General features: G+C 26.8%; 10 protein-coding genes. All 10 read left to right on the forward strand.

Translation table 11 applies throughout. The features are described 5' to 3' along the window. Window positions 1-13: 13 nt before the first annotated feature. On the forward strand, window positions 14-247 hold the full coding sequence (locus tag COL3_RS05625) for a DUF4351 domain-containing protein (RefSeq protein WP_008418504.1): 234 nt from the start codon (window positions 14-16) through the stop codon (window positions 245-247). 235 nt (window positions 248-482) lie between these two features. Beyond that, the gene (rpsU, locus tag COL3_RS05630; protein WP_008418503.1) at window positions 483-659 is read left to right on the forward strand and encodes a 30S ribosomal protein S21; all 177 of its coding nucleotides are present in this window, start codon (window positions 483-485) and stop codon (window positions 657-659) included. Window positions 660-1,151: 492 nt separating this feature from the next. Next, the gene (locus COL3_RS05635; protein WP_099716581.1) at window positions 1,152-2,702 is read left to right on the forward strand and encodes a diguanylate cyclase; all 1,551 of its coding nucleotides are present in this window, start codon (window positions 1,152-1,154) and stop codon (window positions 2,700-2,702) included. A gap of 29 nt (window positions 2,703-2,731) precedes the next feature. Continuing rightward, window positions 2,732-3,319: a HAMP domain-containing sensor histidine kinase gene (locus COL3_RS05640; protein WP_008418497.1), complete on the forward strand. Its 588-nt coding sequence runs from the start codon at window positions 2,732-2,734 to the stop codon at window positions 3,317-3,319. Window positions 3,320-3,574: 255 nt separating this feature from the next. After that, window positions 3,575-3,808 carry a hypothetical protein gene (locus COL3_RS05645; protein WP_008418495.1) on the forward strand — a complete coding sequence of 78 codons (234 nt, stop codon included), beginning with the start codon at window positions 3,575-3,577 and terminating at the stop codon, window positions 3,806-3,808. A 156-nt stretch (window positions 3,809-3,964) separates the two neighbouring features. After that, the gene (locus tag COL3_RS05650; RefSeq protein WP_008418492.1) at window positions 3,965-4,963 is read left to right on the forward strand and encodes a Wadjet anti-phage system protein JetD domain-containing protein; all 999 of its coding nucleotides are present in this window, start codon (window positions 3,965-3,967) and stop codon (window positions 4,961-4,963) included. Then, complete coding sequence (locus COL3_RS05655; protein WP_008418490.1) at window positions 4,953-6,470, forward strand: hypothetical protein; 1,518 nt, start codon at window positions 4,953-4,955, stop codon at window positions 6,468-6,470. Before COL3_RS05650 ends, COL3_RS05655 begins: the two co-directional genes overlap by 11 nt. After that, window positions 6,457-7,191 carry a DUF6063 family protein gene (locus COL3_RS05660; RefSeq protein WP_008418488.1) on the forward strand — a complete coding sequence of 245 codons (735 nt, stop codon included), beginning with the start codon at window positions 6,457-6,459 and terminating at the stop codon, window positions 7,189-7,191. The genes COL3_RS05655 and COL3_RS05660 overlap by 14 nt, the downstream gene beginning before the upstream one ends. Window positions 7,192-7,300: 109 nt before the next feature. Beyond that, window positions 7,301-11,629 (forward strand): hypothetical protein, encoded by a 4,329-nt coding sequence (locus COL3_RS05665; protein WP_008418486.1) that lies wholly within the window; start codon window positions 7,301-7,303, stop codon window positions 11,627-11,629. Between the two features lie 424 nt (window positions 11,630-12,053). Beyond that, the gene (locus tag COL3_RS05670) at window positions 12,054-12,842 is read left to right on the forward strand and encodes an Rpn family recombination-promoting nuclease/putative transposase (protein ID WP_035282196.1); all 789 of its coding nucleotides are present in this window, start codon (window positions 12,054-12,056) and stop codon (window positions 12,840-12,842) included. The last annotated feature ends 169 nt before the right edge of the window (window positions 12,843-13,011 follow it).

A 13,011-nucleotide genomic window follows, 5' to 3' on the forward strand; every position in this document is an offset into this window, starting at 1 on the left:
TATAGTAGAAGAAATGAAACAAAAAGTTAGGAAAGAAACTGAAAAAGAAACTAGAAAGCAAGAAAGAGAAAATATTAGATTAAAGGATATAGAAAGAGTTAAGAATTTACTTACTAAAAAATTTGGAGTTTTAAATAATGGTTACAATAAAAAAATAGAAGGTTTAGATAGTGATACGTTAAATTTAATAATTGATGATATCTTGGATGTTGAAAATATAAAAGATTTAGAAAAGTATTTTTTATAAATAATGGATTTGAGAAGTTTACTTTATTTGATTAAATATTATAATCATATTTAGCTCAGAAGAAAGTAGAGAATTAAAAAATGTAATTTTCAATGATATATATTTTTGCATATAATCCGTTTTCAAGCTTCATTACAATTGACAGCATTCTAGTAAATGCTGTATAGTATAGTAAGAGTTTATATTTGTAAATTATTTTATAGTTTACAGTATGGTGCCAGGGGAGGGATAAAGAATGTCAGAAATTAAAGTAGGAGAAAATGAATCTCTTGAGCAAGCATTAAGAAGATTTAAAAGAAAATGCTCAGCATCTGGAATCCTTTCAGAGGCAAAAAAGAGACAACACTATGAAAAACCAAGTGTAAAAAGAAAGAAAAAGTCAGAAGAAGCTAGAAAAAGAAAATTTAAGTAATAGATTATAAATTATAATTTTATGAATAATATTTGTGATTATAATAAAAAATTATTTTACTTATTGTGAAAAGTAACTTCAACGCTTTGTGTCTCGGAAGTATTCTTGGGGAAAATAAAAATTCGCAGATAAAATTACTAAGTTTATCTAAATATTAAAAGAACTAAAGTATTAGCCTAAAGTGGAAAGTATTTTTAATTAAATTTCTACTTTAGGTTATTTTTATTATTTTTTTAGTATTTGTATATTAGAAGTTGAGATTTTCTTATATTCAGAAAATCTTGGCTTTTATCATTTTATGCAAATTTATGCTATAATAAACATAAAATTGGAGATGCCTAGAAAGAGTGAATAATATGAAAGAAACAATAAATGGATATAGATTTTTTTAACATATGAAGTATATGAAGAAAATAAATAATTAAAACATATTTATGAATTTAATAAATTGGAACTTATATATTATAATTTTATATAAATGGGGTAATATGTATGGATGTTGTTAGTTTATTTTCAGCGCTTTCGCTAGTTTCTGTATACATATATATGCATATTGGAGTTTTCACTTTTAGGCAGAATAAAAAATCAATTATTAACAGAGTGTTTCTTTCATTATGTACAAGTTATGCTATTTGGTCATTTGCATATGCTTTTGCATATGTATCTAAGGATCAACATAGTTTTTCACTGTGGAACAAGATTTCTGCTATAGGATGGTGCAGTTTCAGTGCCATTGCGCTATATTTAGTTCTTTTGATTACAGAGAAAAAAATAATTAAGAAAAGAATAGTTAAAGTTGCTATATTTTCTCCAGCAATTATATTTTTTTATATGGCAGTATTTCTGTTTGGGGTTAATATTAATACTTCACCATTTATAACGACTGTTTTTTATGTTGGTGATTTTTTATATAATTTTATCTTTTTAATTATTAGTATAATAACTATATTTGTTTGGGGATTAAAAGCTGATAGCAAAAGAATTAAATATCAATCAAAGATATTAGTTTTATCAAGTGCAATACCATTTTGCCTAAACTTGATAACTCAAACTATAATGCCGTTATTTGGAATTAAGAATTTTCCATTAATGGGACAATTATATTCTGTAATTATGATAATAGGTAATTATATAGTAATTACGAAATATAAGTTTTTAAGAATTCCTGAAAAATTTTTAATAGAAGAAATTGAAAATGAAATTATGGATATAATTATTTTAGTAAATGAAAAATTTGATATCATTAGAGTTTCTGCACATACTCTAAATCTGCTAAATTTTGAAAAGAGTGAGATACTTAATAAAAATATCAGTACACTATTTAATAAAGATGTCATTGGGAAAATTCACGAATGCAATAATCAGAAACAATCTAAAAAATACAATGATATAGAAATAATAGGTAATAATGATAAAAGAATTCCAACAAACATTACTTTCATACCTATTTGTGATAATAAATTTAATGATTTTCTAGGAGCAGCTCTTGTAATACAAGATATTAGTATAGAACATGAATTGAGAAGAAAAAATGAACAATTACAGGAAAAAACAATTAGAGATGGTTTAACTAAACTCTATAATCACAAATATTCAATGAAAATAATCGAACAAGAAATAAATAAGCTTAATTTAGAAGCAAATAAAAGAGAATTATCATTAATGATGATTGATATTGATTATTTTAAAAATGTTAATGATACGTATGGTCATTTATTCGGGGATTATGTTTTAGAAACACTAGCTGATATTTTAGTGAATAATATTAATGATAATGGATATGTTGGAAGATTTGGAGGAGAAGAATTTATAATAATACTCCCGCAAATGGGAATCGGTAAAGCATACGATATAGGTGAAAAAATAAGAAATTCAATTGAGAAATATAAATTTAAAAATGATCTTAAATTAACAGCAAGTATTGGAATAAAACAATGTAAAAATGAATCTTCTGTAGAATTGGTCAAAAACGCTGATGACTTATTATACAAAGCTAAGCAAAATGGAAGAAATCGAATAGAGTATAGTGAAGTGAATAATTAAAGGTAGATAATTATAAATGCATTGATATAGTGGATACGTCAAAAATAGAAGCAGGATTTTTTGAACTTAACCTATTAAATGTGAATATAGTTAATGTCGTAGAAGAAATAGTCATGTCAGTAACCAGTTTTATTAAAATTAAAGGCTTAAATATTATTTTTGATACGAATACAGAAGAAAAGATTATTGCATGTGATCCAGAAAAAATCGAGAGAATAATGCTAAACCTTATTTCGAATGCTACAAAATTTTCAAATGATAATGGTGAGATATTTGTAAATGTTAAGGATATGGATGACTGGGTTGAAATATCAGTAAAGGATAATGGGATTGGTATTGAAGAGAAAAAATTGGATATTATATTTGATAGATTTGAACAAGCGGATAAATCTTTATCTAGAAATGCGGAAGGTACTGGGATTGGATTGAATCTGGTTAAATCTATTGCTCTATTACATGGTGGCAGTATAAATGTTGAAAGTGAATATGGAAAAGGAAGCAAGTTTACTGTGACTCTTCCAGCTGGAGCAGTAGCTAAGGAAAATATGATATATGATAGAAATATTAAAAATGAGGATGAACGCATAAGATTAGAATTTTCAGATGTTTATTTATAGTAAAGATATCTATTTAAGATTTAAACTTATGTGGTAACTCTATTAGTACAAATAAAAAATACTTTCTTAAAGGCAAAGCCCCCGACATTTAATCGAGGGTTTTATGTAGCATTGATACCTAATATTTTATAATATTATACCATACTCTAAATATTTTGAATATTCTATCTATTGAAATTTTACCTGAAAAATAATAATTATAGAGTAAGTTTGAATATATAAACAGTGTATTTAAAGGCTGGGATTTTCTTATATTTGAGAAAGTTTCAGCTTTTATTATATATTCAAAATCTAATTGGGCATATAAATAGAAATTATTTTAATGATAATTTTAAGGAGAGATTAGAACGACAAGCACTAACACTATTTATAAGTGAAGCTATACAATTACAAGATGTGGCTGTAAGCAAACTCGATATCTTAATTAGTGAAGAGATCTATATGTCAAGAAATAAGAATATTAAAAGTAATATAGATTTAACTCATTAGGATATTCGCCAGGTTTAGTAGGATTGAATTTTGCATCTAAAATATAAGCAAATATGTTAAAATATATAAAAAGATAGTATCAAGAATATGCACATTATCTTTGAGTATATGTTATTTGTTGTAAGAAAAAGAGTAATGATAGAAGGGTAGAAAAACATGTATGACAAACTAATTGAATATTTAAAATCCTATAAAAAGAAAACAATAAAATTAAGTGAATTGGAAAAATTGCCAGATGGAAGTATGAATTATGAGAATTTTGTGGCAAGCATAAAGAAGCTTGTTGAAGATAATATATTAATTGAAAGAGGCACTAAAATCAATTCTTTGGCATTAAGTTATGGTGTAAATCATTATAAACTCCAGAAAGATAAAATAGATGCAATAAATAATTATATTTTGAAGTTTTCTAAAGAAATTGATTTAGGAGATTATTTTAAATTATCAGAAGAAACATTTTATAAGGATCTTCAATTTATACAAGCCGTGGATGAGTACATATTGAGTAATGGTATTCCTGAGAGCTATGTTACATCTCAGGAAAGGTCTTTTAATATTTTAGGTGATGAAAAGTGGATAGATGAAAAGAATGGAAAAAGGTTATTAGAAAGAATAAAAGTATGGGATAAACTCAAAATCGTAAATGATTCAGATCCATTAATGCTAGCTATTAATCAAACTGGTTTTGGAAAGCCTGTACATTATCATCTTATTGTTGAAAATAAAGCGACTTTTTTAGCTCTTGTGGATATTTTAAGAGAAACCGATTATACTACGCTTATTTTTGGCTGTGGATGGAAGATAGTTTCCAACTATTATATGATAGATAAACAGCTTAATTTGAAAGATAAAAATGAATTTATGTATTTTGGAGATATAGATAAAGAAGGTATTTCCATATGGAATTCGTTAAATGAAAAAATGAAGGTAAATATAGCTGTTAATTTTTATAGAGAGCTACTTAAAAAGGATTATAGTATAGGAAAGAAAAATCAAAAGAGAAACGATGAAGCTATAAATAATTTTTCGAAATTTTTTACTGATTCAGAAAAAGAGATTTTGTTAAATATGATAAATAATGGTGGTTATTTACCACAAGAGGGATTAAATAAAGAAGAATTAAAAAGGATATGGAGTGAAATGTGTGAAGATTAATGTGAGTAATGTAGTTGAAAATTATCGCGAGAGAATTCAAAGATTAGCACTATTTGACCCATTATATGCACTTAATGAAAAAAAGTTAAAAGATAGAAGTGATAATAAAGTTGACTACTTTAGTTTTGGATTATTAACTCTGCTTTTTTTCTTTGAAAATATGCTTATAAGAAATAGAAAAGTTGGTGTTAAAAATGTGGCGGAGTACTTACAGATAGTAAATGAAGGGCAATTTGATTTGGAAGATGGGGATTTTCTAAAAATAGCTAGAACTATTATAGAAACCTTTAGACCACCAAATGGAAAAAGGAATTTTAAGACTTTTTATAACTATGAGACAAGAAAAGAAGATATTGTCCAATATTCTATTTTGAAAGCTGATAAAGCGGATTTAGAAACAAATACACAATATTACACTTTGGACGAGCAAGGTTTGGAGTTAATATTTGCGACTAAAGAGTATTTTAATGAATTTCAATTGTCAATAAATCAGCTTATATTACGTAAACAGCTTGAAAAAGGAGAATTTATAGGCGCATTAAGGCAAATTGATGAGATGAATCTAGATGTAAAAAACCTTTATGACAGGATTTTCAGAATAAAGCATGAAGTTAATAGAAACATAGTCTCAAGTGAAACTTTTGAAAGATATAAAAATATCATAGGCGACATTAATGATAGATTAACTCATGAGAATGAAGAATTTGAAGAGTTAAGAAGCTTTGTAAACGACACCAAAGAAAAAATTGCTAATGAAATGAATAAGGAAGAAGACAAAAAAGCTTTTGAGCTAATAATAAAAATAGATAAGGAATTAGATGAAGTACATTATGAACATAGAAAGCTATTAAAAGAGAGTATCTTGCTTAAAACTTCAGCCCTTCAAGCAGCACAAGAATCATTATATTACATAGGGATAAATTCTTTTAACTTTAATCAGGAAATCGTAAGCAGAATTTTTTCATCACCACTCCCATTAAACAGTACCAGAAGATTAATAGAACCATTTTTATATTTAGGAAAAGAAAAAACATGGTCGCCAATATCAGTGTTTTCAAAGCAGCGGATTGAGAATACTGAAGAAGAAGAAACAAGTGATGAATTTTTAAATATTTTAAGCAAGGAAAAGCTAAAAGAGGAAATAGAAATACAAAGTAATAAATATAGACAAGTAGCTGAGGTAATATTAAAGGCTTTAGAATATAAAAAAGTAAATAGTATCACAATAGAAGACGTTATTGAGTTCATAAAAGAAAGTAATGAGGAAGAAATAATTAATCAGCGTCCTTTTTATGATTTTTGGATTATTCTTCATCAAAAATCACCAATAACTATGAAAAGAGAAGATAATGAAGAAGAAGAACTTATGGGAAAATCGTATGATGTATTTTCAGCAAAAGGATACTTGTTATATGTTGAAGAATTAAGAAATGTATTGAAAGTTACAAAGAGGTTTACTATAAAAAATATGGTTTTAAAATTGGAGGATAGAGATGATAACTTATAGAAATGAACAAGTAATTCAAGCATTTAAAATATACTCTATATTAGCTAAAACTGGATATGGAGAAAAGGATGAATTACGTCAATACATATCTGATGATATGATTAGGGGATTGGTGGATCAGTTTTCTAGAGAAGTGGACTGTACGATTTTTCTTGCAGGAGAGTTTATATATCTTGTTCCTATTTCTAAAGATTCTATATTCCATGTATCTAATGAAGTTATTAAGAAAGATTATCTGCCTTCAAAGTCAGTGAATTTAGACATTTATCTTATGTATGTTTCAATAATAGTATTGTTTGGAGAATTTTATGATAGTTATCAGACAATTGAGCCTACAAGAGATTTCATTAATATTTCAGATTGGTTAGAAAGTTTAAATGATAGAATTGCAAGTTTGAAGGAGCACAATAGTGATAAATTAAAGGAATTAGATAAAGAATATGATTATAATTGGTCTTTAATTATAGAAAAGTGGCTTGATATGGATGAAATTAAAGAAACAGCTAAGGCACAAAATGCTAGGACAATTAGCAGAAAGAGTTTTTTGAATAGTGTAAAGAACTTTTTAGAAGATCAAGAGCTTATTAGTGATATTGGAAATGAAGAATTGGAGCTTACGGAAAAAGCTAAAACAATAATTCAAAGGTACTATATGGAGTATGACTATAACAGGGGAATTCTTGATTTTATGTACAATTTGGACAAGAAGGAGGTTAAGTAAAATGCCAGCTATATCAAAGATAAGATTTACTAATGTAGTATATTAAAATGGGCAAAAAAGGTATAATGATGATATCTTTCAATTTGATGGAGAAAACGGAGCTATTCTTTTGGAAAATGGTGGAGGGAAAACAGTATTTATTCAAACGGCAATCCAAGCAATACTACCAAATCAAGAGCTTGCAGAAAGAAAAATAAAAAATACCTTAATGCTTGAAAATAATTCTGCACATATTGCTATAGAATGGATAATAAGCGAAAGACCTAGAAGATATGCATTAACTGCAGTAACCTTGTTTATGAATAAAGGTTCAGTAGATGCTTTAAAATATGCTTATGAATATGAGGAAAATGATGATGAAACAATTGAAAAACTTCCTTTCAAAGTGAAAAATGCAAATGGGAATTATAGACCGGCTAATAAGGATGAAATGGAAGACTATTATTCTAACATGAGTAAAAATAGAATTAATGCTAAAGTATTCAAGATAAAGCGTGAGTATAATAGGTACATAGAGGATAGGTTTAAGATTATTCCAAGGGAATGGGAAAGAATTGCAACAATAAATGGTGCAGAAGGTGGCGTAGAAAGTTTTTTTGATTCTTGTAAGACAATGGGACAATTAATAGACAATCTTTTGATTCCAACGGTTGAGGAAGCTTTAGCAGGAGGAGGAACAAAGGAATTTGCTGAAACCTTTGAAAAACAAAGAGAGCATTTTAAAGAGTATAATCAATTGAAAGCTAGAATTGATGAAAGCAGGCAAGTTGAAAATCAAGTTGGAACGTATATAGATCACTATAAAGAGTTTGATGAGATAAATACTAAGGTAATGGAAACAAAGGAAGCGCTAAAAGCGTTATATGAATTAGGCAAAAAAGAGCACAACTTAAATGATGAAAAGCTTTCAAAAATAAGTAGAGAAATACAAGATGCAAATGATGATGAAAAAAACTTAAAACAAAAGGAAGCTTCTTATAATTTGGCACTTTTAGAGAAGGATATGCAGCTTAAGAGCGGGATTTTCAAAATAAAGGAAGATGAATATAATAAAATATTGAATAGGAAAATGGAAAAAGATAAGCGATATTCAAATTTGAAGGTTTTAAAGTTTAAGAAGGAGATAAAGCAGGAGGAAGAATTAGCTGAGCTTAATAAAGTTCAAATAGACAGTTTAGACAAAGATGAAGAAGTAGTTGATATTAAAGATGAATTAGAAGAAAATGCATGTGAAATAAGAGGTTATTACTTAGAAGAAGAAGATAAACTAAGCAGACAAGTCCAGTTTATAGAAGGCCGAATATATAATGCAAACCTTGAAATAACTGAAAAAAAAGTACTGTTACAAGAAAAATTAAAGGATGACAAAATATTAGAAAACAGTAAAAGTAGCTTAGAAGGTCAAAGTAAAATCGTAGAAGAAGATATAGAAAAGATAAAAAAAGAAATTTTATCTGATAAAAGACAAGAAAATATTGAAGATAAAATTATTGAATGGAAAAATATATTATCAGAATTAGAGAAAAAAATCTTTAATGCTCAAAAGAAAAAAAGTGAATTAAATAATGAAGAAATTCAAGTGAAAAATTCATTATATAATAAACGTGAAGAATATGATGGTCTTAAACTACAGAGTATTGAATTAGAATCAAAATTAAATAAGCTAAAAGATGAAGAAGAAGTTTTAGTAAGGAGATTGAAAGAATTCAAAAATAGTTTTTATGGTGTAGAAACTCTTCATTCTAAAGAAGTAGTAATAATAGATCAGTTAGAGAATTTTCTTGAAAAGGCTAGAGAAAGTAAAGAAAAAGCTATACTTGAAGAGAGAATTTCATATAGATGGCTTGATGATTATAAGGAAAGTGAATATTATACTGCAGATGCTGTTATAGAAAAATGGCTTATTTCCTGGAGAAATCAATTTGATTATATTGAAAGTGGAACTATTTATATTCAAAGAGCTGCTAAAAATAATGAGTTACCTGAAGAGGTTTATTTAGATAAATTTCCATATTGGGCTGTAAGTTTAGTGGTTTCTGAGAAAGAAAAAGAGAAATTAAATGAAAAATTAAGTAAGAGCTTAGATAAATTAATAAATCCCGTGATAGTTTTAGATGAAAAAGAAGCTAGGGAAATACTTACTGGGCACAAGGATTTTAATAGAGATAATATTTTTGTTCCAACCCCATGGAAAGATAATATTTCACAGAACTTTTTTGAAACCCATAGAAAAGAAATAGATAAAAAAGCTGAAGAAATTAAAAAACAAAGAGAAGAAAGAGAAAATGAATATATAATTACTGATGCTTTATTAAAAGATTTGAAAAAATTTTATCATGAAAATTCATATGAAAAATTTAGCAATATGAAAAAGTTACTTGAGGAAGTGAATTCAAATAAGAATATAGCTGAAGGTACTATAATACAATTTGAAAAGAGATTAGAGGATATAAGTATAGAACTTAAAAAAATAGATTCAGAACTTTTAAATTGCAGAGAAGGAAAATCGGATTTAGAAAAGAAGCTTGAGAAAGCTAATGAATATTTTATTAAAAATAATAAGAATAAAAAGCTTATAATTGATATTAAAAAGCTAAAAAACGAAATTGCAATTTTAGAAATTGAAATCAAAAAAATTCAAAGTGATATTAACTATAAACAAGATTTTGTAGAGGGATTAAAGATAGAGCGCAATGACGCTGATTATAACAAAAGGATTATTTCAGAAAAAGAATTTTATGAGGAGACTAAAGCAAACACTCCTAAAAGTTCAAATAAATCTATAGGAGCTTTAGCTCAGTTTAGAAAAAGTTTAAAAGATAAACTTGACAATAAACAGAAAAGTAGAAAGAGCATAGAAAATGAGCTTAATGAAAGAATTAAAAGAATAAAAACATTAAATGAAGATTTAGAAAATTACAAAAATGAATTGGATTTTGATATAGATGATAGTTTTAATGATATAATAAGCGAAGATGAGCTTAAAAGGCTTATTAAGGAAAGAAGAGAACTTAAAAAGATATTGGAAACAAAGAAAGACGAATATGATAATGCAAGAGATAGTTATAAAAACGGCGAAAATACATACAAAGTCAAAATGAAAGATTACAATGAAATTTATGAAAATCTAATAACCTTTGATAAAGCTTTAGAAGAAGTAGAAGAACTTTTAAATAATGAGAAAAAAGTTTTAGAAGAAAAGAGTAAGAAGCTTCAGGCGGAAGAAAAGAGGTTAAATGAAGAAAAAACTGAATTAGATGAGGTTATAAAAAAATTAGAATATTGTAATGCAGGATATCCATTCTTAAATGAGGCTATTAAAGAGATTCAATTAAATGAAGAAATAAAAAATAATTTTTCATATAAGAGAAAAGAAATAATAAATAAAATTTCTAATCAATTAATAAAAGTACAAAAGCAGTCAGATGCAAAATTTGAGGAGACTAAGGAGCAAAAGGAAAAGTTTTTAAATTTCTGCGAAAATAAAATATTAGATGTTAAATTAAAGAAGATGGCAGTTGATGGGGTAAATTTCAGAAAAAGCTATAAGGATATTATTGAATGGCAGAATATAATGAGTGAACGTATAAATAGAACTATAGAATTACTAGAGCGCGATATGCGTGAACATGATGAAGAAATGAAGCAGTTTATAAATCACCTTCATTCATATTTAGTGATAATGGCTCAAGAACTAAAAGCAATTCCAAAGAAAACTAAAATTAAGATTGAAGAGAATTGGAAAGAAATTTATTTATTTAATGTACCTGATTGGAACGAAAAGGATGGAAAATTGGAGCTTTATAATCATATAAACTGGATTCTTAAAAAACTTGAAGGTGAAGAATACAGAGATGAAAATGGAGTTGAGAATGGAGAAAAAGTTAAAAAATCTATTGAAAAATGGCTTCAATCAAAGCAACTGCTTCCTATTGTAATGAATCATAAGAAGATAACTGTAAAGTGCAGAAAAGTAACTAATGATGGTAAAATGAGCAGTATGCCATTTTCATGGGAAGAATCTAATTCGTGGTCTGGAGGAGAAAAATGGAGTAAAAACATGGCTTTATTCCTAGGAATACTCAACTATGTTGCTGAAAAAAGAAAGCAGATAATTCCACTAAAGAGTCACTACAGAACAGTTATTGTTGATAATCCATTTGGTAAAGCCTCAAGTGATCATGTACTTGATCCAGTATTCTTTATTGCAGAGCAGTTAGGTTTTCAAATTATAGCATTAACAGCACATGCAGAAGGGAAGTTTATAAGAACGTATTTCCCTATTGTATATAGCTGTAAGCTTAGAAGCAGTGAGAATGGAGATAGCCAAATTCTAATAAACGAAAGAGAAATTAAAAAGGCCTTTTTAAAGGATGCAGATTCAGAAAAATTAGAAAGACTTGGACAAGTTAATCAAATTATGATGTTTGAATTTTAAGTGATTTTTTTGTACAAGATTTAGGAAGATTATAATTACAAGTTGAAAATTTTTCTTGTAAAATTAATAAGTGTATTTTATAGAGCCAATTAAAGTGATATTCATTCATTTTAATTGGTTTAGTTTAGTGTTATATTGTATATCAAGGATAAGTGAATATATTAAGGCTGAATTAGGTGGAAAATAAGAATTAATAGCAGGATAAAATAAAAAGTTTCAGGTGGAATTTGTTATGCGCTGACATTAGAAGTTTTACCAAGATGTTGTGATTAATAGGAAGGAAATTTTAAATATTACTGACTTTTATTCGGAAGCATTAGAATAACGAGTTAAATTCAATGTATATTGAATCACAGAGTTTAATTAGTTATAATATTGTTAATAATCAAAACAAAAGATAAAAAGATAAGGTAAGGTTAATATGTTGAATAAAACTTTAAAAGAATTAAATCTTGAAGATGACTTTCTTTTTGCAAAGGTTATGAGCGATAAAGAAATTTGCAAGGAATTATTAGAAAAGATTTTAGAAATTGAGATTGAAAAAGTTGAATTGGTTGAAGAACAGAAAACTATAGATTTATTGATTGAAAGTAAAGGTATTAGACTTGATGTTTATGTTAAAGATGAAAATAATACTATTTATAATGTTGAAATGCAAAGGGGAAAACACAAGAGCTTGCCTAAAAGACTTAGATATTATCAAGGAAGTATAGACTTAGATTTAATAAGCAAAGGTGAAGATTATAGGAAACTTGCTAAAAGTTATATCATATTTATTTGCACATTTGATTTATTTGATAAAGGACGTCATAAATATACTTTTGAAAATGTATGTCTAGAGGATAATAGATTAATTTTAAATGATGAAGCGCAAAAAATAATATTAAATACAAAAGGAATTATAAAGGACTTAAGTGAAGAATTATTGGAGTTCCTTGCTTATGTAGAAGATTCAACAGATGATAAAGTAAATCATACTAAAGGAAATCTTGTAAAGAATATACATAAAAAAGTGGAGGAAGTTAAAAATGATATTTTAGTGGAGGTTGAGTTTATGACTTTGTTGGAAAGAGATAGAGAAAAAATTGAAGAGGGCAGGGAAGAAAAAGCTTTAGAAATAGCAAAAGAGATGTTAAAAGATAATGAACCAATAGAGAAAATAATTAAATATTCAAAACTCAGTAAAGAAGAAATATTAAAAATTAAAGTTTAAAGTATGAAAAAATAGGCTAAGATTTTCTGAATTTAGAGAATCTTAGCTTTAATTATTTTACTTCTCAAAACCATTTTTCTGATTGTCTTATTTTACACTTGATTCTACCATGAATTCAAAAGTTTATAAACCTTTATGAAAGATACATATGATCAATAAATGGCTTTTG

Origin of the sequence: Clostridium sp. LS (assembly GCF_002760435.1) — a bacterium.
In the GTDB taxonomy this organism is placed as follows: Bacteria; Bacillota; Clostridia; order Clostridiales; family Clostridiaceae; genus Clostridium.